The sequence below is a fragment of the Deltaproteobacteria bacterium genome (assembly GCA_005879535.1).
Taxonomy (GTDB): domain Bacteria; phylum Myxococcota; class Myxococcia; order Myxococcales; family 40CM-4-68-19; genus 40CM-4-68-19.
In genome coordinates this window covers 78007-98217 of record VBKI01000064.1, presented here as the reverse complement: position 1 = coordinate 98217, position 20211 = coordinate 78007, and the positions used below count along the sequence as shown (strand labels likewise).

Sequence of the window (20211 nt, the reverse complement as noted above, 5' to 3'; positions counted from 1 at the left end):
TGATGCCCCGCCGCCCGCACACAGGGAGGCGGCGGAATGAGGGTGCAGCGCGAAATCGTGCGGGAACAAGCCCGCCGTCTGCTCGATGAGGTAGCGGCCGAGCTGGCGGCTGCCCGCCAGCCTGTCACCACGTACCGGATTCAGCTCCACAAGGATTTTACCTTCGACGCGGCGGCCTCGATCGTTCGCTATCTCGCAGACCTCGGGATCACCGACCTGTACACGAGCCCGATCCTGCAGGCGGCTCCCGGTTCGGTCCACGGCTACGACGTGATCGACCACGGGTCGATCAATGTCGAGCTGGGCGGCGCGGAAGGATACGACAGGCTCTCGGCCGCGCTCCACGAGGCGGGGCTCGGGCACGTGCTCGACATCGTGCCGAACCACATGGGGCTCGGGTCCGGCAACGCGCTCTGGCTCGACTTGCTGGAGAACGGCCCCTCCGCGCAGGCGGCGAAGTTCTTCGACGTCGAATGGCACCCGGTCAAGGAGGAGCTCGCCGACAAGGTGCTGGTGCCGGTCCTCGGCGATCGATACGGCGCCGTGCTCGAGCGCGGCGAGATCCAGCTCGAGCTGCACGAGGGCGCGTTCCGCGTCCGCTACTACGACCATCTCTTCCCGGTGAATCCCCGCTCGTACGGGCAGATCCTCGGGTACCGGATCGAGGACCTGGAGAAGAAGCTCGGGAGGAGCGAGGCCCTGGACGAGCTGAAGAGCATCCTCTTCGTGCTCGAGCACATGCCGTCCCGCCACGAGAAGGATCCCGCGCGGCTGGAGGAGCGCCGGCGGGAGAAGGAAGTGGTCAAGCGGCGCGTGGCGACTCTCTGCGCGGCGAGCGCCGCGGTGCGCAGGCATCTGGAAGAGAACGTGCGGATCTTCAACGGTACGGCGGGGAAGCCGCGCAGCTTCGATCTGCTCGACAAGCTGCTCGACGCGCAGGCGTACCGGCTCGCCCACTGGCGGGTGTCGTCGGAGGAGATCAACTACCGCCGCTTCTTCGACATCAATTCGCTCGCCGCCGTGAAGATGGAGGACGCCGAGGTCTTCGAGCACGCCCACCGGCTGCCGCTGCGTCTGTTGGCGGAGGGCAGGGTGAACGGCCTGCGGATCGATCATCCGGACGGGCTCGCGTATCCGCGGCGCTATTTCCGGCTGCTGCAGGAGGCGCACATCCTGCAGCGCGCGCGGGCGCGGGCGCAGCAGCGGGGCATCCGCTGGGAGGAGTTGGAGCCCGAGGTTCGCGAGGAGCTGCAGCAGACGCGCGATCCGCGGCTCGAGCGGCCGCTCTACGTGGTCGCCGAGAAAATCCTCGGGCGGACGGAAACGCTGCCCACGAGTTGGGCGGTGGCGGGCACCACCGGCTACGACTTCCTCAACTCGCTGAACGGGATCTTCGTCGCCCGGGAGAACGCGGAGAAGCTGCAGAAGATCTACGCCCGGTTCATCCATGGCGAGATCGATTTCGGCGAGCTCGTCTACCAGAAGAAGAAGCTCGTCCTCTACACGGCGATGGCGTCGGAGATGAACCTGCTCGCCCGGCAGCTCAACCGCATCTCGGAAGGCAACCGGTGGACGCGCGACTTCACGCTCTACGCGCTGCGCTCGGCCCTGATCGAGGTGATCGCCTGCTTCCCGGTGTACCGCCCCTACATCGAGGAGCCCGGCCACGTCGACGATCGGGACCGAAACTACATCCTCGACGCGGTGGCCTGCGCCAAGCGGCGCAATCCGACCGAGAACGCGAGCATCTACGATTTCATCGCCAGCATCCTCCTGCAGAAGTTCGCGGCCTACGTGGAGGAGGGCGAGCGCCCCGCCCAGCACGCCTTCGCGCTCAAGCTGCAGCAGGCGCTCGGGCCGGTGATGGCGAAGGGGCTCGAGGACACTGCTTTCTACGTCTACAACCGGCTGGTCTCGCTCAACGAGGTGGGAGGGGAGCCGGAGCACTTCGGCAGCACCGTGGAGGCTTTCCACGAGCAGAACAGGCTGCGGGCGCAGCGGTGGCCGCGCTCGCTCCTCGCCACCGCGACGCACGACACCAAGCGGGGCGAGGACATCCGCGTCCGCATCGACGCGCTCTCCGAGGTGCCGGAAGACTGGCGCAAGACGGCGATCGCGTTCGCCCGCAGGACCGAGGGCCTGCGGCGCGAGGTGGATGGCCGCTTCGCGCCCGATCGCAACGAGCAGATGCTCCTGTTGCAGACGCTGCTCGGGGCATGGCCGATGCGGAACGAAGAGCTGCCCGCGCTGCGCGATCGGCTCGTCCAGTACATGATCAAGGCGGCGAAGGAAGCGAAGACCAATACGAGCTGGATCCAGGAGGACCAGCGGTGGGAGGACGCTCTTCGCGCCTACGTCGAGGGCCTTTTCACTCTGCCGCTCCGCCATCCCATCTGGAAAGGACTGCAGCCGTTCGCGCAGCGGCTCTCCGAGATCGGCATGCACAACTCGCTCTCGCAGGTGGTGCTCAAGATCGCCTCGCCGGGGGTCCCCGACTTCTACCAGGGCACCGAGATGTGGGACCTCTCGCTCGTGGATCCGGACAACCGCCGTCCGGTCGATTTCGGGCTGCGCAGCCGCGTGCTCGAGGAGGTTCGCGCCTCGTCCTTGTCGCGCGCCGAGCTCGCCCGCGAGCTCTACGCGAGCTGGGAGGATGGCCGGATCAAGCTCTTTCTCACGCACCAGGCGCTCGAGGCGCGCAAGGCGCACCCCGACGTGTTCGCTGGCGGCGGATACGAGCCGCTCGCGCCCGAAGGTTCCCGCGCGGCGAACCTCTGCGCGTTTGCCCGAACGGGCCGGCATGGACAAGTCGCCATCGTCGTCGCGCCGCGGATGGTCGCGTCGCTGTTGAACGGCGCGCGCCTTCCACCCGAACGGTACGCCGGCACGTTCGTGCCGGTGCCCGGCTTGCAACCAGGGACCGCGCTGCGAGATACGTTCACCGGCGAGGAACGCGTCGCGACCGAACGGGGGCTGCCCGTGGATCAGCTTTTTTCCACCTTGCCGGTCGCCTTGCTCATCGCGTCGCTCAGGAGCTGAGCTCTCCGCGCAGTCCGCGCACGCGCAGCCCGAGCTGGTTCATTCTCAGGTGCACCTTGCGCCGGTTCGCGCCGGGGCCAAAGAGCTCGACGGCGATGCGGTCGAGATTGCCCCCGTGCGCATGAAACAGCGCACTGAGGTACTGCCGCTCGACGTCGGCGGAGATCTCGGCGAACGTCCTGCCGGCCCGGACCGCGACCTCGATGCGCCGCTCTCCGGGCGCGCCCGCGACAGCCGGTGGGAAGGGAGCCGGCGGCGCAGGGACGTTCTCGAGGACTTCGTCGACGACCGCTTCGCCCACGGTGACGATCCCGCGGCCGGCGTGCGCGTTGCCTCGGTGCGTCGCCAGCGAGAATACCAGGGCGTTGACCGCGAAGTGCTTCAGCTCACGATGGTTGCCGGGCCAGGGGTATGCGACGAGGCGCTGCAGCGCGCGCTCCGGTACGAAGACCGCGAGCGCCTCTTGGCGGGCCGCTTCCGCAAACGCGAACCGGATCAGGTCTGGCAGATCGTCCTTCCGTTCGCGCAGCGCGGGGACCCGGACCCGCGTCGCCGGGTTCAGGCGCATGTAAAGATCGTGGCGGAAGCGGCCTTCACGGACGAGCTGCGCGAGGTCGAGGTTGGTCGCCGCGACGACGCGGGGCGCGGCGGGTCGCGCCCGGGAATCCCCGAGGCGCGTCACCGCTCCGCGCTCGACCACGAGCAGGAGCCGGCGCTGCGTGTCCGGATCGAGGTTGGCGATCTCGTCGAGAAACAGCGTTCCCTCATGCGCTTGCTCGAAAACGCCGGGCTGATCGTCGACGGAGCCGGTGTAGCTCCCGCGCCTTGCGCCGAAGAGGTGCGCCGGCATCAGCGAGTCCGGGATCGTGGAGAGGTCCGTGACGACGAACGGCCCCTTGGCGCCGGATCGGGCATGGATCACGTGCTCGGCAAGAAAGCTCTTTCCGGTCCCCGTCTCGCCTTCGATGAGCAGAGGCAGCGGGCTGCGGGCGAGGACGACGATCCGCCGCCGCAGCTCGGCCATGGCGGGAGACCGACCCCAGAATACCCCTCCTTCCCGCAGGCTCTGATCATCGTTCGCGCCTTCGCAGACGTCGTCGAGCGGCCCGACGGGGTCGAGGTGCAGAACGCGGCGCTGCAACTCCGCCGTGGAATCCTGGATCGCGAGGACGCTCGTCATGCTTCTGGTCGCAACGCGCGAACCGCGAAACGGGTCTACGGAGGTGCGGTGCGATCTCTGCCCAATCAAAACCGGCCGCGCTCTGCTAGGTTGGTGGCGAGAAGGCATCGTTCCGCTCCGCGACACCTAGAAGGCGGGGACATGAACACCGCGTCGTCGCGCTGTGGATGGTCTCCCCGACACTTCCGCTCAGCCTTGACCATCCTGATCTGTGCCGCAACGACTTCCTGGCACGCGGCGGCATTCGACGAACCGATCCGCGGGCATCCCGGTGTCGATCTCGGTGTGGTGGTGGGGGGCGTCACCCCGGTCACCGGAGACCATCCCAACGGCGCGCTCCTCCTGGGCGGCGACGCGCGTCTGCGGTACGGTCTTGTCTCGGTCGGCGCGCGCTTGGAGAAGTCGGTGGGCTTGTCCCCGTCCGGGACCACCGAGCATCACCCGTGTGCTGGGGACCCTGGGATTCAATCTCGCCCTCAACGACCGCATGGATCTCTCGCCCTATCTCGGCGTCGGATCGTCCAACTTTTCCAGCTCCGATGGCCTCGACGGACGGGTGGGCCTCGAGGTCGAGTATTTCCTGACCCGCTTCTGGTCCCTCGGCGGCGGGCTCGCCTTCGACGTTCGCGTCGCCGGCCGCGACGGCCTCCAAGGGAGCGGCGCACTGACTGGAGTCTTCCGCCTGACCGCGCACGTGCCGCTCGAGTGAATTCGAGGGCACCTTACGCCTTACGTATGGTGTCCCTGATATCGACTCCGATCGGTGGCGCGTTTCGCCCCTCAGGGCTGTGGCGCCGCAATCGCCGCGAGGCCGACGCCGGGCGCGCGCCGTCCGATGCGGAGCACGGCGGCCGCGGCCACCAGGCAGATCGTGCCTGCCGCGACCCAGGCGGGAGTGTACGTGGCGAGCGTCGATCGGATCAGGCCCGCTCCGAGCGCGCCGACGCCCGCGCCGACCTGGTGCGAGGCCACGACCCAACCGAAAGCGATGGGCGCGTCCTGGACGCCCACCGCTTCCGTCGTCAGCCGGACGGTGGGAGGGACGGTGGCGATCCAGTCGAGGCCGTAGAACACCGCGAACACCGGAAGCCCGAGGACCTGCGCGTCGAATGCTTGCGGGAGCCAGAGCAGGCTCAGGCCGCGGAAACCGTAGTAGCAGCAGAGGAGCTTGCGGGAGTCGAACCGATCCGAGAGCCAGCCGCTGGCGGTAGTCCCGATCAGGTCGAAGATGCCCATCACCGCGAGCAGGCCCGCCGCGCGGACCTCCGGGATGCCGTGGTCCATGCAGGCGGGGACGAGGTGCGTGCCCACGAGCCCGTTGGTGGAAGCGCCGCAGACGAAGAAGCTGCCGGCGAGGAGCCAGAAATCGCGCTTGAGCGCGCTCTCGCGAAGGACGCGCAGCGCGTTGCCTACCGGATGCTGCCGGGAAGGTACGAGAGGCGGCGTGTCCGGAGACGCGCCGTAGGGAAGCAGCCCGAGGTCCGCGGGGCGATCACGGACCAGCAGCGCCACCAAGGGCAGCAGCAGGGCGATGACGATGGCCACCAGGATGGTCACGGCGCGCCAGCCCTGGTGCTCGACGACGTGTGCCTCGAGCGGGAGGAAGAGCATCTGGCCTGTCGCGGTGCTGGCGGTGAGCGCGCCCATGACCGCGCCGCGGCGGCGGACGAACCAGCGGTTCACGACGGTCGCGCCGAGCACCATCGCCGTCGTTCCGGTGCCGAGCCCGACCAGCACGCCCCAGGTGAGCAGCAGCTGCCAGCTCGCGCTCATCTGCGAGGTGAACGCCACGCCCGCGCAGATCAGGGCCAGCGAGACGAGGACCGTCCGCCGGATGCCGAAGCGTTCCATGAGCGCGGCGGCGAACGGGCCGACGAGACCGTAGAGCACCAGGTTCACCGACACGGCCGAGGAGAGCAGGGCGCGGCTCCACCCGAACTCGCGCTCGAGGGGAACGATGAGGATCGAGGGCGTGGCGCGCACCGCGGCTGCGCAGAGCAGCACGACGAAGACCGCGCCGGCGACGACGAAGGCGGGGTGGATGCGGCCTTTCATGAGGCCAGCACCTCGCGGGACGAGAAGCGGGCGCGGTAGGCGGACGGGGTCACGTGCAGGACTCGAAGGAAGGCGCGGCGCAGCACCTCGGCGCTGCCGAACCCGCAGCGCGCGGCGACCTCTTCGAGGCCGGCCGCCGATTGCTGCAGGGCACGGCGGGCGGCCTCCAGGCGGAGCTGCTCGATCGCCTCGGCAGGTGCGATCCCCAGCTCGTTGCGGAAGACGCGGGTGAGGTGTCGCGGGCTCTTTCCCACCCGGCGCGCCAGGGCGGGGACGGAGAGATCGCTCGCCGGATGCTCGGCGGCCCAGGCGACGAGATCGCGAAGCGAGGGCGTGTTCGCGGCCTGGAGTCGGAGCGGCGCGCTGTATTGGCTCTGATCGCCTGGCCGGCGCACGTACATGACCATCGCCCGCGCGACGGCCAGCGCCACCTCGGCGCCCAGGTCCTCCTCGATGAGCGCCAGGGCCAGGTCCATCCCTGCGCTCACTCCGGCGGAAGTGTAGACGTTGCCGTCGCGCACCCAGATGCGATCCTCCTCCACGCGGACCTTCGGGTAGCGGCGGGCCAGCTCGGCGGCGCGCGACCAGTGCGTGCTCACCGTGCGGCCGTCGAGCAGCCCCGCTTCCGCGAGCAGGAATGCGCCGGTGCAGACGGAGCCCAGCCGCCGCACGCGGCGGGCCATCCCACGGACCCATCCGAGGATGCCGCGGTCGGTCAGCAGAGAGTCGACGCCGCGTCCGCCAACTACCAGGAGCGTGTCGACGCCGGAGCGCAAGGTGCGCCAGGTGGTGTCGGGGAGGAAGCGAAATCCGGAGGAAGCGGCGATTGGTCCGGCCTCGGTCCCGACCACCTTGAGCGCGTAGCCGGGGTGCGCGCGATGCTCTTCGCGCAGGATCCTGGTCGCGCGCGCGAACATCTCCAGCGGCCCGGAGAGGTCGAGCGCCTGCACGTCGGGGTACGCAAAGAGTGCGATTCGAAGCGGTCCGGAAAGGGTGGCCGGCCTTGCCATGGCCGGAGATCCTGCGCCGCCCGCATGATGTCCGCAAGGACAATGATCCCACGATTCGGGACATGCGATCTTCCCTGCGCTGAAGCATCCCGCTACGCCAGCTCCACCACCGTCACCCCATCTCCGCCCTCGTGTTGCTCCGCCGCACGCGCCTTCGCGACGTACGGGCTCCGCTGCAGATGCTCCCGCACCGCGCTCTTCAACGCGCCGCTGCCGTGCCCGTGCAGCACGTGCACGCGCTCCTCTCCCGCACGGGTCGCTCGGTCCAGCTCCAACTCCACGGTCCGCAGCGCCTCGTCGACGCGCATCCCCCGCAGATCCACCATGGGCACGCGCACCTGCACCGCCGCCGGACGCGCCTGCTCCGCGCGCTGCATCCGCTCCGCCTTGCTCTTGCGGAAGCCCGCCTGCCGCACCTTGCGCGCGATGGGAACCAGGTCCTGCACGGGCACCTTGCTCCGCAGCGCGCCCATCTGGACCGTCGCGCTCCCGTCCTGTACCTCCATCACCACGCCCTCCGTCCCGAGCCGCACGTGCTTGACGCGGGCGCCCACCGCGATCGCCGTCTCCGCAGCGGCCTGTGGCTCCGAAGCCTGCGCCTGCTCGCGCTCCTCCGTCGCCACGGCGCTCTCGATGGAGCGCTGCGTCTCCACCGCCTGCGCCATCGCCGGCGCCGCCTGGAGCTGCGCGACCAGGGTCGCCACTTCCTCGCGCTTCCGCCGCAAGTCATCGATCAGCTCGCGGCGCGCTCCGGTCCGCGTCTCCTGCTCCAGCTCGCGCAGGCGCTCGCGCTCGCGCTGCACCGCGGCGCGCTCACGAGCAAGGTCCTCCCGCGCGGATTCCAGCTTCCCCCGCAGCCGCGCCGTCTCCGCGCGCTCCTTCTCCAGCCGCTCCACTGCCTGGGAAACCACGGAGGCGCCGCTCCCCAGGATCTCCCGCGCGCGGGCGCAGACGTCCTCCGACAGTCCGACGCGCCGTGCGATCTCGATCGCCGACGACGCGCCCACTTCGCCGAGCCGCAGCCGGTATGTCGGTGCGAGCCGATCGACGTCGAACCCCACGCTGGCAGGAGCGAAGCGCGGATCGGCGAGCGCGAGCGCCTTGAGCTCCTCGAGGTGCGTGGTGATGAGCACTTGCGCTCCCGCCGCGACCAGCTTCTCCAGCGCCGCCACCGCGATGGCCGCGCCTTCGCGCGGATCGGTGTCCGCGGCGATCTCGTCGATCAACGCCAGCGTCCCCGGGCCGGCCGCCTCCAGGATCCACTTCAGGGCGGACAGGTGCGCCGTGAACGTGGAGAGGTCCCGCGACAGATCGCCCTCGTCGCCGATGGCCGTGTACACCGTGCGGTACAGCGGCATCCGCGAGCCTGCCTCCGCGGGAATGGGCAGGCCCGCGCGCGCCATCAGCGCGCAGAGCCCCACCCCGGTGATGGTCACGGTCTTTCCGCCCGCGTTCGGGCCGCTGACGATCAGCGCCTGGGCCGGAGCGGGCAGGGCGATGTCGTTTGCCACGACGCCAGCGGACTTGCGCTGCAGCACGAGCAGCGGATGACGGGCCTTGCGCAGATCGAAGCGATCGCCGCCCAGCTCCGGCGCGCCAGCTTCCAGGTCGTCGGCGAGCCGTCCGCCCGCGGCTGCCTCGTCGAGGACCGCGATGGTTTCGACGTCGTGCTCCAGCGCGGGAGCGCGGCGTCCGACGGCTCCGGAGAGCTCGTGCAGGATCCGCTGCTCCTCCTCCAGCGCGCCCGCCTCGGCGATGGTGAGCTGGTTTCCGAGCTCGACGAGCTGCTGCGGCTCGACGAACAGCGTCTGTCCCGAATTCGACGCGTTGTGGACGATCCCGGGCAGGTGCGATCGATGCTCCGCTCGCACCGGGAGCACGTAGCGGTCGCCGCGCACCGAGTAGTACAGGTCGCGCAGCATCGCCACCACGTTCTCGTCCTTCAGCATCTCCTCGATGCGCTGCTTGATCGCGCGGTGGAGCCCGCGGGCCCGCTCCCGCAACTCCGCGAGCAGCGCGCTCGCGGTGTCGAGCAGCTTGCCCGCGGGGTCGAATGCGCGCTCCAGCTCCTGAGCCAGTGGTACCAGCTCGGAGAGCTCCTGCGCGCGCTCGAAATGGAGCGGCGCGCGATCGGCCTGGGAGAAGCAGAACCTGCGCGCCGAATCGCCTGCTCGGATCAGCCGCGCCACCTGCAACAGCTCCGAAGGTTCCAGGGTGCCTTCGCGCGCCGCACGGCCAAGCGACGGCCGCACGTCGACCGCATCGGCGAGCGGCAGCTCGCGGTCGTGCCTCCGGAGCAGGCGTGCCTCTTCGACCAGCGCGAGCTGCTGCCGGGCTACGTCCGGATCGGAGTGGGGCAGGAGCGATTGTGCCCGTTCGCGCCCCATCGGCGTGCGCGAGCGGGAAGCCAGCTCCGCGCACAGCCGCGGCCAACCCAGCTCCTGCAACGCCTTTTCGTTGATCGTCCCCAGCATGCGGCCGCGGAACCTAACGCCGGGTTTGCGTACGCACCAGCGCGGACGGCGAGCGCCGCAGGGTGAGCCCGATCACCCCAGACGTCTGCGGAAAACCACCCCAGCCATGACACGCCTGTCGCGGTGGAATGCCTCGCGGCGCCCCTCACGAGTCGGATAAAGACGCGAAATCACTCGGAGGGCATAGGCGCCATGGCATGGGCACGCGGACTGCTAGGAGAGCATGGCCCTTGCCACGAACCGAGCGGCTCGAGAGCTCCCCGCCCCTCCCGTCCGCCCACACCTGACGCTCCTCGACGGGCGCGTGCAGGACTCCGCGCTGGTCGGCCGCGTCCTCGCCGGTGGCCCGCGGTGCAAGGCGGCCGAGGAGGAGCTCTACCGCCGCTACCGTCCCGCCGTATCGCGCCTTGCCGCCAGCTTTTCCGAGCTGGACGCGGACGAGGCGGACGACGTCGTGCAGGAGGCGTTCGTCCGCGGCTTCCGCGCGCTCGTTTCCCTCAAGGACCGCGACCGCTTCGCCGCATGGTTGTTCACCATCGCCCGCAACCGCGCGCGCAGCTATCTCACCTCCCGTGCCACGCACGCCAAGGCCGCGGAAGAAGCGACGCGCGAGGCGCACCTCCTCGAGGACCACGTCCCCGCCGCCTCCCATGTGCTGGAGAAGGAGGCAGAGCTGCGCGCCGTCCGGGAAGTGATCGACGGGCTGCGGGAAGGCCCGGAGAAGGAGACGGTGCGCCTCTTCTACCTGGAGGGAACGCTGTCGGCGCGCGAGATCGCGATGCGGATGGGCGTCGGCAAGAGCGCGGTCACCATGCGGCTGGAGCGGTTCCGGGCGAAGATCAAAGCACAGTTGTCGGAGCGGCTGGCCGGGTGATCAGGCGGGGTCGATCCGCAGGATCTGCTCGCCCACCAGCAGAAGGTCCCCCGCGGTCACCGCTGCCTGTCCGTTCACGCGCACGAACGTGCCATTGGCGCTGCCCAGGTCCTTGACCGCCAGCGACCCCTCCCCGACCGTGATCGTCGCGTGCTTGCTCGAGACGTATCCGTCGTGCGGGAAGCTGACGTCGCCGGCGCCGCGCCCGACCAGGTTGTTGCCGGCCTTGAGAGGATAGACGTCGCCTTCACCGCCGCCCTCGAGGAGCTGCACCACGCGCGCGACGTACCCGGGATTCGGGCTCCCCCAGACCGGCTGATCCGCGAGCTGCTCGGGCTCGTCGGGCATCCACTCCACACGCAGCCGCTGCCGGCCGATGCGCAGCTCGTCTCCGGACTCCAGCGTCCGCTCCTTCAGCCAGAGGAAGACGCCGTTCGGAGTGCCCGAGTCCTGCACCACCAGCTGGGGCCCCTCGAAGCGGAAGACGGCGTGCAGCGGGGCGATGAAGGGGTCCTTGTCGAGCCTGACCTCGTTCACCTCGACGTCGCGGCCTACCCTCGTCTCGTCCTTGATGAGAACGAAATCGGCGCTGCGGCTGCCGTCGCGCGCGATCGCGGAGACCCGGGCGCGGGGTCGCACCGGGGCCGCAGGCTTCGGAGGCGACGCAGGCCGGGCCTGGCCGGTGACGGGCTTCGGCGGCGGGGGAGGCACCGGACGCGCCGAGGTGGCCGGCTTCGACGGCGGCGGAGGCGGAGACTTCGATGCGGCCGGGGCGCGGGCGGGTGCCGGTGGAGGCTTGGAAGCTGCCGGCGCTCCTGGCTTTGCCCCTGGCGCCGCCGTGGCGCCCAGCGGCGTTCCGCAGCGGGCGCAGAACTTGAAGGTCGCCGCGTTCAGCGTCATGCAGTTCGGGCACTGCTTGGGCGGCGCACCCTGCGCGAGGCGCGGCGAGCCGACTTTCCCGGCGGCCGGCCCGGATGCCGCGGGCTTCTGCGCGATGGTGGGAAGGCTCGTGTCACTCATCGCCGCTCCGCAGGACAGGCAGGAACCCACGTCCGTCTCGTTGTGCGCGCCGCAGCGGGGGCATTCCATGCGATCGGTTCTATGACGCTCCCGGAAGAAGGGTCAAGGCGCGTTCCGGAGGCGCCTTTTTCGAAGTTTGGTCGAACGCCGGGACCTGTGAGATCGTCGATTTGGGAGGCCTGTTGCCCGCGAAGGATCCGAGCGGCGCCGCGTGCCCGCAATGTGCTCGCGCGCTGCCGCCAGGCGCCGCGAAGGTCTGCGTGTACTGCGGCGCGTTGCTGCCTGCCGTCCCCGCGGCCTCGGTTGCAGGACTCGGATTCCGGGACCGGTTCGCGCGCGATGCGCTGATCGGCCAGACGGTCGGTGGAAGGTTCCAGATCGAGGAGCTCGTCGGCCAAGGTGGAATGGGCAAGATCTACCGCGCCCGCCACCTCGCCCTGGACCGGCTGGTCTGCTTGAAGGTGCTCAAGCCCGCGCTGCTGAAGGACCCTACCATCGTCGGCCGCTTCGAGCGCGAGGCCTTGGCGGCGAGCCGGCTCAACCACCCGAACAGCATCCAGGTCCTCGACTTCGGCCGCAACGAGACTAACGGCGCTTTCTACATCGTCATGGAGCACGTCCAGGGGAAGGACCTTCGCGCGGTTCTCCGCGACGAGTGGCCGGTTCCGGAGGAGCGCCTCTGCCAGATCATGGCGCAGGTCCTGGCCGCTCTCGCGGAAGCGCACGCGCACAACGTCATCCACCGCGACCTCAAGCCCGAGAACGTGATGCTGGAGCAGCGGCGCAACCAGGCGGACTTCGTCAAGGTCCTGGACTTCGGCATCGCGAAGATCCTCGACAGCGACCTGCCGCCCCTGACGCGTTCCGACGTGGTCTGCGGGACTCCGCAGTACATGGCGCCCGAACAGGCCACCGGAGCCCGCCTCGACGGGCGCTGCGATCTCTACGCGGTCGGGATCATGCTCTATCAACTCGCGACGGGACACCTGCCTTTCGATGGCGCGAGCGCGATGGATGTCCTCACCCGTCAGGTCCACGAGCCTCCGGTGCCGCCGCGCAAGAAGCAGCCGAACGCGCCCATCTCCGCGGCAATGGAGGCCCTCATCCTGCGGGTGCTGTCGAAGGATCCGGCCCTGCGGCCGCAGACCGCCGAGGAGTTCCGCCAGCTGCTCCTCGCCATTCCGGCCCGCAACGACGCCGGGCGCCGCCAAGGCACGGATACCGCGACGCCGGCGCGAGGCACTCTTCCCCGGGCGGCAGCGGAGCTTGTCGCCGCGGATGCCAGGTCGGCGCCAAGGTGGTTGTGGTGGTCGATCGCCGGAGCAGCGGCCGCGGTGGCCACCGTGGTCCTGCTGCGTACCTTCGGCTAGCCCGGCGCGGGGTCGCGCCGGCTGTCCCGCAGCGCCGCGGCGGTCCGCGCGCTGCCATGGGACTAGCCCGGCGCAGGGTCGCGCCGGCTGTCGGGCTTACCCGACTTCGACGCGGAGGCGCTGGTCCCCGATCCGGACCACGTCGCCGGCCTGCAACTCGACGGGCTGCTGCGCCCGTATGCGCAAGAATACGCCGGATGCACCCTCGCCGAGGTCGACGAGCGTCGCGGCGCCGTCCTCCGCCAGCCGGACCTCCGCGTGCCGCGCCGCAAGGAGCGGATCGTCCCCGAAGTTCATGTCACAGCCCGTCCGCCCGATCGAGACCGCAGGGGGCGCGCGGTGGCAGGTGCGACCGGTCTTCGCTCCGAGAAGGACCTCGGTGACCCGGTACAGCGCCTCCCCGGGACGGGGAGCACCGAGCAGCGGCGGGTCGCCTGCCGGCGCCCGGGAAACGTCGACGGGGCCGTCGTAGCGGAGAAGCCGTTCGCCGGCGATGAAGAGATCCCCCGGTTCGAGCGGGGCGGGCTCGCGTACCTTGACGTACACGCCGTTCGCGCTCCCCTCGTCGCGGAGCACCAGCCGCTCGTCGACGAAAGCGACCGTCGCAGCATGCGGAGCGACATGCGGGTCCTCGCCCAATTCGACGTGCGCGGCAGACCCTCCGAGGCTGTTCTCCAGGTGGCCAAGAGTGAATTCGGTTCCGTTCCCGTCGGCCGTCTCCAGGACCAGCTTCGCGGCAAACGGAGGCGGTTGCTCTTCGGGAATGGGTTCTGCCACCGATTCCGCCGGCACCGGCTCCTCCGCGGGCACCGGGGCGCTCTGCATCGTGGCGTCCTCGAACGTCTCGGCCCCCAGATCCGCCGCGATCTCGATCGACGGCGGAGGCGGGGCGGAGGATGCCTTCTTCGCGAACGGGGTTCCGCAGTCGAAACAGAACTTCGCGGCGGGCGGGTTGCGCGCCCCGCAGCTCGTACAGGGCTTGTTCGCCGGCAGCGCCGCGGCAATCGCCAAGGCTTCCGGCGGAGGCTCCATCCTGCTCGACGGCGACGGAGGCGCGGGCGGCGGCCTTCGGGCGGGTGCGGGACCTGCGGCGGCACCTGGAACGCCTTCCCCGACGCGGGGACGGGCAGCCGGTCCTGGAGGAGCGAGCCTGGACACGGCGAACGGCTCCGGCGGGGTCTTGTCGGACGGGTTACCGTTGCGGGTAGCGAGAGTCAATCCTGCCTCGGCGGCCTCTTCGTCGGAGATGGCGAGGGCGCGCAGCTCCTCGGAGAGCGTCTCGGGAACCTGGGTGGGAGGCGTGAAGCCGGAGGGAGGTGTCGTGTCCGGCGGCTGCCCGGATTCGGCGAAGAGCGGCAAGCCGCAGTTCGTGCACACGGTCACGCCGGGCTCGTTGTAGGCCTCGCAGCGGCGGCAGACATCGCCCAGCGACCGCGACGCGGCAAGCTCGGCTTGCGGCTCCTCCTCCCGCAGCGGCGCCCGGCATCGCTTGCACTCGTAGGCGGAGTCTTCGTTCTCCTTGCCGCACGCCGGACAGGTAACCATGGGTGCGCGAGCATACGAGCCGCCCGGCGCATGGGTCAATCTGCGGACAACAAAGGCCGAATCGACCACTGGCACACTGCGTCGAACCGCGTTAGTGGTGGTTTGCCGGAGTTATCGTGACGCGGTACGCTTCGGGCTGCGCTGATGATTCGCCTCAATGACATCCTGGAAAAGGTCAGCGCGTACCACCCGGACGCAGACGTCGATCTCGTCAAGAAGGCCTACGTCTACTCGGCGAAGGTCCATCAAGGACAGGTCCGCAAATCAGGCGAGCCCTACCTCGTCCACCCTTTGGAAGTCGCGGGCCTGCTGGCCGATCTGAAGCTGGATGAAGCCAGCATCGTCGCCGGGCTGTTGCACGACACCATCGAGGACACGCTGGCGAAGCCGGAGGAGATCCGGGAGCTCTTCGGAACGGAAGTGCTCGACCTCGTCGAAGGCGTCACCAAGCTCGGCACATTCCAGTCCTCGCAGGCCGTCAGCATCGAGGAGAAGCAGGCGGAGAACTTCCGCAAGATGCTGGTGGCGATGGCCAAGGACATCCGGGTCATCCTGGTGAAGCTGGCCGACCGTACCCACAACATGCGCACCCTCGAGCACATGCGCCCCGACGCGCAGCAGCGCATCGCGCAGGAGACGCTCGACATCTACGCGCCGCTGGCGAACCGGCTCGGCATCCAGTGGATCAAGATCGAGCTCGAGGACCTGGCCTTCAAGTACCTGAAACCGGGCGAGTACGCCGACGTGGAGACGCAGCTCGCCCAGAGCCAGAAGGACCGCCAGCGTTTCATCGCCGACGTCGTCGAGCTGCTCAAGACCAAGCTGCAGGAGGCGGGCCTCGACGCCGAGGTGCACGGCCGGCCCAAGCACGTCTACAGCATCTGGAAGAAGATGCGGAAGAACGGGCTCTCGTCGGTGACCCAGCTCCATGACGTGGTCGCGTTCCGGCTCCTCCTCAAGACGGTGCCCGCCTGCTACGAGGCGTTGGGGCTCATCCACTCGCTCTGGAAGCCGGTTCCGGGACGGTTCAAGGACTACATCGCCATCCCCAAGCCGAACATGTACCAGTCGCTGCACACCACGGTGATTGGCCCCACCGGCGAGCGCATCGAGATCCAGATGCGCACCGAGGAGATGCACCGCATCGCCGAGGAAGGAATCGCAGCCCACTGGGCCTACAAGGAAGGGAAGACGGGCGGCAAGGACGAGCAGAAGTTCGCCTGGCTGCGCCAGCTCATGGAGTGGCAGCAGGACCTCAAGGACCCGCGCGAGTTCCTGGAGACGGTCAAGGTGGACCTGTTCCAGGACGAGGTCTTCGTCTTCACTCCCAAGGGCGACGTGAAGAGCCTCCCGCTCGGGTCGACGCCGGTGGATCTGGCGTACGCCGTCCACTCGGAGGTAGGCGCGCACTGCGTGGGCGCCAAGGTCAACGGCAAGATCGTGCCGCTGCGCTACAAGCTGAAGAACGGCGACAGCGTCGAGATCCTCACCAGCCCCAACGCCCGCCCGAACAAGGACTGGCTCAGCTTCGTCAAGACCAGCCGGGCGCAGGCGAAGATCCGCAACTTCATCAAGACCCAGCAGCGGGAGCGGAGCATCGACATCGGCCGCGATCTGCTGGAGCGGGAGTTCAAGCGCTTCGACCTGAACTTCACCAAGATCGCGAAGACCCCGGTCTTCCTCAAGGCCGCGAACGAGATGGGGCACTCGCGCGCCGACGACCTGGTCAGCGCGGTCGGCTACGGAAAGCTCTCTCCCACCAACGTGCTCCACAAGCTCTATCCGCAGGAGAAGCTGAAGCCCGCGGAGAAGATCGACAGCGAGGGGAACGGCGCGACCAGTGCCCTCTCCCAGCTCTTCCGCCGCGTCGCCCAGCGCACGCGCACCAGCGGGGGGGTGCGCATCGGCGGCGTCGACGACGTGCTGGTCCGGTACGGCAAGTGCTGCGCGCCGGTGCCGGGAGACCCGATCGTCGGCTTCATCACCCGCGGGCGCGGCGTCACCGTGCACGTGCAGGGGTGCCGCAAGGCCATGGAGACGGACCCCGAGCGCCGGGTCGAAGTCACCTGGGACGTCCACGGGGAGTTCAAGCGGGTCGTGAATCTCAAGGTGATGAGCGACGACCGCAAGGGGCTGCTCGCTCGCATGAGCGAGACGTTCGCGGAAGTCGGCGTCAACATCGTGCAGGCCAATGCCCGGGCCAACGGAGACGGAGCGGTGAGCACGTTCGAGGTGGAGATCGCCGACGTGAAGCAGCTCAACGACGTCCTGCGCGCCATCGGGCAGATCCCCGGTGTGCACTCCGTGGAGAGGGTATGAGAGCTACGCTCCTGCTCGTGCTGCTGGCTTGCGGCTGTGCCCACGCAATCAAGGATCTCTCCGACTGCGACCGCGTCACCGGAGAGAAGCGGGTCGAATGCAGCGCCTGCACCATGCAGAACAAGGCGCAGGGCTGGATCGGCGAGTACGAATACCGTCCGGACAACAAGGACGGCGAGCGCTGCGTCCGCGTGAACTGATGCCTTGACGGCAGCGGGCGCGAGGGCTTAGTTCCGCCCGCAATGCCGAACGGAATCGTGATCACGGACAAGGCACCCAAGGCGATCGGCCCCTACTCGCAGGCGGTGATCGCGGGCGACCTGATCTTCACCAGCGGCCAGATCGCCCTCGACCCCAATACCCAGCAGATGGTGCAGGGCGACATCCGTGCCCAGACCGAGCGGGTGATGGACAACCTGGCGGCGGTGCTCGACGGAGCTGGCGCCGGCTTCGAGAACGTGGTGAAGGCGACCATCTTCGTCGTCGATCTCGCCGATTTCGCCACTGTGAACGAGATCTACGGCAAGCGCTTTCCCCGCAGCCCGCCGGCGCGCAGCACCGTGCAGGTGGCGGCGCTTCCCAAGGGGGCGCGGGTGGAGATCGAGCTGATCGCGCGGAGTTAACTACTGCAGCAGGTCGCCGATGAAGTCGCCGTCCGCCGGCAAAGGACGGCGCCCGGAGAAGCCGGCGTCCAGCTCGTGAAAGAACCCGACCCGGTCCTCGCCGTACTTCCAGCAGAGGAGGACGGTACGACCGTGCAGCCGGCTGCGGAAGTCCACCAATCCGTCTGCGGCCTTCACTTCCACGCCCAGCTCGGCCACGTCGCGGAGGATGTCGCGCAGCTTGCCGATGATCTGGACGGCGCGACCCTGCAGGCGCTGCACGGCCACTGGCGCCTCGGGATCGATCTGCACGTCGGGACCGTCGATGCCGCGCCCCGCCTCCTGCAGCTTCTGCTGCACGCCCATGAGATCGTCGCGAAGCTGGCGCGCGCGGGTGAACTCGTCCTGTAGCGTGGACAACAGCGCGTTGGCCTCGCGCAGCGAGAAGAAGCGGGTTGCCATCGGGACGTCCACGGCCGCACCCTATAGAATGCAGACCCGATCGGAAAGCGGAACGCATGGTACGGTCCGGCCGATGTTGCGCGAGCTGACCGGCGAGGAGCGGGCCGCCTACTTCCGGGGCATCCAGCCGATCTGGGGGGGCGGACTTTCCGAGGACCGGTTCCAGCTTTTTCAGCGCCGCCTCGCCGACGCGCCGGAGTCACGCGACCGCTACCGGCTCCTCGGGTGGTTCGCGAACGGAAGGCTCACCTCGGCGATGAAGACGTACGACCTCCGGGCCACCTGCGCGGGCCGGCCGCTGCGCGTGCTCGGCGTCGGCGCCGTCTTCACTCCCCCCGAATTGCGCCGGCGCGGGTACGCGGCGGCGATGCTGCGCGCCGCGATGGACGAGTCCGCGTCGGCCGGCGCCCAGGCCGCCGTACTCTTTTCCGATATCCCGATCCACTACTACGAGGGGCTCGGATTCCGCGTGGTGGAGAGCCGGGAGTGCACGGTGGACGCCGCCGAGCTTCCGCACATTCCGGCGGCCACCCGCCCCGCGCTGGCCGGCGACGAGCCCCTGATGACCCGCCTCTTCGCAGCCTCTTGCGGCACCTCCGGCCGCTTCGCGCTCGCCCGCGATGGCTGGACCCTGCGCTTCCAGCTCCGCCGCCTTCGCGAGCTGGCGCGGGCGCGCGGGTCTGGCGAGCCGGAGTGGGGGCTCATCGCCGAAGGCCGCTCCGGCGAAGGCGCCGCGATGCTGCGCTTCGGTCGCGACAGCCTCGACGTGCTGGAAGCGGCGTGGACCGACGACGCCGCGCGCGATCGCGTGCTCAGCGGGTTGCGCGACTGTCTCCACCGCGCAGGCCGCACCCGGCTGCGGCTTTGGCCCGCGGGGCAACTGCGCGAGATGTTCGACGCGCCGGACCGCCACACCGCGATCGCGATGATCGCTCCGCTCGACGGCGCGACCTCGTTGCCCGAGCGTGGCGGGCCGACCGACCTGGCGCTGCTCGATCACATCTGAGCGCAGCTACTGCCAGACCGCCGTTCGGAGAGCGCTATCGGACCATCTGCCCGGAGGGAGGACGTCGGCGACGGGCAGAGGAAACTTCTGCCACGAGACCTGCCAGTCGCAGGCCGCGCCGACCGCGGTGGCGAAGAAGGGCACCGAGGGCAGGCGCGCCTGCGTGGCGCTGGTCCTGATTTCCCACCACAACGCCCGGCGATCGAGTCCGACCGTGTCCTGACAGAGAACCAGGAGATCGTAGTTCGCCCCGTCCGGCCCCGCGGCCCAGCGAAAGGACGTGCCGGTGCCTATGGGCGCGCCGGCGGCCGGCTCGACGAAAGACACGGGTACGCCGACCTCGAAGGCGAGGCCGGTTGCCGGAGCGCCTCCGCCGACCTCCACGCGCTGCCGCTCTCCCGCAGAGATCCCCGTGTTCCCGCCGAAGAATGAAAAGCTGACCGACAAAGGCGCGCCGACCATGGGAACGACATGATCGAACGGGCCGGAAACGCCGGCCCTGCCGCCGGCCGGCGAGCGGACGAGCGGGACGGCCGACTCGTCCGGGAATTTGAGCCACAGTCCCAACAAGTACGTTCCTTCGCCGAGCGCCCCCGCGATCTCGAGGTTGCCGGCGACGTGGGCCTCGGCCACTGGGCCCAGCGGCACCGTCAAGCCCGTCACGGCGACGCCGTTGGAGACCGGGAGGGTGAGCGAGCCGTATCCGAGGTAGTGCGTGGGCGGGTTGGCCGTGTCCGATTCGAAGGCGTGCACGGCCAAGGAATTCGTGCTCGGACCTTCCCAATGCACTTGGACCTGGAACGACCCATCGGGGGCGACTTGCGCCCGCCAGAGGCTTCCCCCCGGCTTCGCCGCGATCACCTGGACGAGCGACGCTGCGCTGCCGGAGAGGTTTGTGACGACGCCGGCGATTGTCGCCTCGTTGGAGTCGTAGTGGAGGTTGTCCAGCGGGACCACGGCGGGATTCGCGTCGAGGCCGTCGACCTCCGCCACCCGGTGGTACAGCGCCGCCCCCTGATAGGTCATGTACGTGCGCACCGTGAACGGCCGGCCGACGTTGCGGAAGGTGGCGTTCCCGTGCGCGTCCGTAGAGGCCCAGGCCGAATCGTCGACCTGCACGCGGATGCCTTCGAGCGGCGTCCCGGGCCACTGCGCGGAGATCGTCTGCACGACGAGCTCGTCGTAGCGGGACCCGGCGCTGCTGCAGGCGGTCCACGCCATCGCAGCCATCACCAAAGCGCACGCAGCGCGCATC

General features: G+C 69.4%; 16 protein-coding genes. 8 read left to right on the top strand and 8 right to left on the bottom strand.

Annotation, left to right across the window (positions count from 1 at the left end):
• The first annotated feature begins 36 nt into the window (after nucleotides 1-36).
• A complete protein-coding gene (gene treY / locus E6J58_11820) occupies nucleotides 37-3039 on the top strand; it encodes a malto-oligosyltrehalose synthase (GenBank protein ID TMB37302.1) in 3003 nt (1000 codons plus the stop codon).
• Here treY and E6J58_11815 read toward each other — a convergent pair.
• Nucleotides 3029-4327 carry a sigma-54-dependent Fis family transcriptional regulator gene (locus E6J58_11815; protein ID TMB37301.1) on the bottom strand — a complete coding sequence of 433 codons (1299 nt, stop codon included), beginning with the start codon at nucleotides 4325-4327 and terminating at the stop codon, nucleotides 3029-3031. The two genes, treY and E6J58_11815, sit on opposite strands and share 11 nt — an antisense overlap.
• Nucleotides 4328-4664: 337 nt before the next feature.
• Here E6J58_11815 and E6J58_11810 point away from each other — a divergent pair, with 337 nt between their 5' ends.
• Nucleotides 4665-4928 (top strand): hypothetical protein, encoded by a 264-nt coding sequence (locus E6J58_11810; GenBank protein TMB37300.1) that lies wholly within the window; start codon nucleotides 4665-4667, stop codon nucleotides 4926-4928.
• Nucleotides 4929-4999: 71 nt separating this feature from the next.
• Here E6J58_11810 and E6J58_11805 read toward each other — a convergent pair whose 3' ends face one another.
• The 3 genes from E6J58_11805 to E6J58_11795 form a co-directional block, all read right to left on the bottom strand.
• Entirely contained in the window at nucleotides 5000-6274 is a 1275-nt protein-coding gene (locus E6J58_11805; protein ID TMB37299.1) for an MFS transporter, read from the bottom strand.
• Entirely contained in the window at nucleotides 6271-7284 is a 1014-nt protein-coding gene (locus E6J58_11800) for a GlxA family transcriptional regulator (GenBank protein TMB37298.1), read from the bottom strand. Before E6J58_11800 ends, E6J58_11805 begins: the two co-directional genes overlap by 4 nt.
• 92 nt (nucleotides 7285-7376) lie before the next feature.
• The gene (locus tag E6J58_11795) at nucleotides 7377-9758 is read right to left on the bottom strand and encodes an endonuclease MutS2 (protein TMB37297.1); all 2382 of its coding nucleotides are present in this window, start codon (nucleotides 9756-9758) and stop codon (nucleotides 7377-7379) included.
• Nucleotides 9759-9981: 223 nt separating this feature from the next.
• Between E6J58_11795 and E6J58_11790 the strand changes: the two genes are divergently transcribed.
• The gene (locus E6J58_11790; GenBank protein TMB37296.1) at nucleotides 9982-10632 is read left to right on the top strand and encodes a sigma-70 family RNA polymerase sigma factor; all 651 of its coding nucleotides are present in this window, start codon (nucleotides 9982-9984) and stop codon (nucleotides 10630-10632) included.
• Here the strand turns inward: E6J58_11790 and E6J58_11785 are convergent, their stop codons facing one another.
• Nucleotides 10633-11721 (bottom strand): FHA domain-containing protein, encoded by a 1089-nt coding sequence (locus E6J58_11785; GenBank protein ID TMB37295.1) that lies wholly within the window; start codon nucleotides 11719-11721, stop codon nucleotides 10633-10635.
• Here E6J58_11785 and E6J58_11780 point away from each other — a divergent pair.
• Complete coding sequence (locus E6J58_11780) at nucleotides 11607-13022, top strand: serine/threonine protein kinase (protein ID TMB37294.1); 1416 nt, start codon at nucleotides 11607-11609, stop codon at nucleotides 13020-13022. The genes E6J58_11785 and E6J58_11780 overlap by 115 nt on opposite strands.
• 96 nt (nucleotides 13023-13118) lie before the next feature.
• Here the strand turns inward: E6J58_11780 and E6J58_11775 are convergent, their stop codons facing one another.
• A complete protein-coding gene (locus E6J58_11775; protein ID TMB37293.1) occupies nucleotides 13119-14567 on the bottom strand; it encodes an FHA domain-containing protein in 1449 nt (482 codons plus the stop codon).
• Nucleotides 14568-14711: 144 nt separating this feature from the next.
• On the opposite strand from E6J58_11775, the gene E6J58_11770 reads away from it, so the two are divergent.
• From E6J58_11770 to E6J58_11760, 3 genes are read left to right on the top strand one after another with little or no spacing between them, the layout of a single operon-like run.
• Nucleotides 14712-16886, top strand: coding sequence for a bifunctional (p)ppGpp synthetase/guanosine-3',5'-bis(diphosphate) 3'-pyrophosphohydrolase (locus E6J58_11770; GenBank protein TMB37292.1), 2175 nt, complete (start codon nucleotides 14712-14714; stop codon nucleotides 16884-16886).
• On the top strand, nucleotides 16883-17086 hold the full coding sequence (locus tag E6J58_11765; protein TMB37291.1) for a hypothetical protein: 204 nt from the start codon (nucleotides 16883-16885) through the stop codon (nucleotides 17084-17086). The genes E6J58_11770 and E6J58_11765 overlap by 4 nt, the downstream gene beginning before the upstream one ends.
• Before the next feature lie 42 nt (nucleotides 17087-17128).
• Nucleotides 17129-17509: a RidA family protein gene (locus E6J58_11760; protein ID TMB37290.1), complete on the top strand. Its 381-nt coding sequence runs from the start codon at nucleotides 17129-17131 to the stop codon at nucleotides 17507-17509.
• On the opposite strand, the gene E6J58_11755 is transcribed toward E6J58_11760, so the two are convergent.
• Nucleotides 17510-17950 carry a DUF2203 family protein gene (locus E6J58_11755; GenBank protein TMB37289.1) on the bottom strand — a complete coding sequence of 147 codons (441 nt, stop codon included), beginning with the start codon at nucleotides 17948-17950 and terminating at the stop codon, nucleotides 17510-17512.
• On the opposite strand from E6J58_11755, the gene E6J58_11750 reads away from it, so the two are divergent.
• On the top strand, nucleotides 17853-18956 hold the full coding sequence (locus E6J58_11750) for a GNAT family N-acetyltransferase (GenBank protein ID TMB37288.1): 1104 nt from the start codon (nucleotides 17853-17855) through the stop codon (nucleotides 18954-18956). The genes E6J58_11755 and E6J58_11750 overlap by 98 nt on opposite strands.
• A gap of 6 nt (nucleotides 18957-18962) precedes the next feature.
• Here E6J58_11750 and E6J58_11745 read toward each other — a convergent pair whose 3' ends face one another.
• Entirely contained in the window at nucleotides 18963-20210 is a 1248-nt protein-coding gene (locus E6J58_11745; protein ID TMB37287.1) for a hypothetical protein, read from the bottom strand.
• Between the last annotated feature and the right edge of the window lies 1 nt (nucleotide 20211).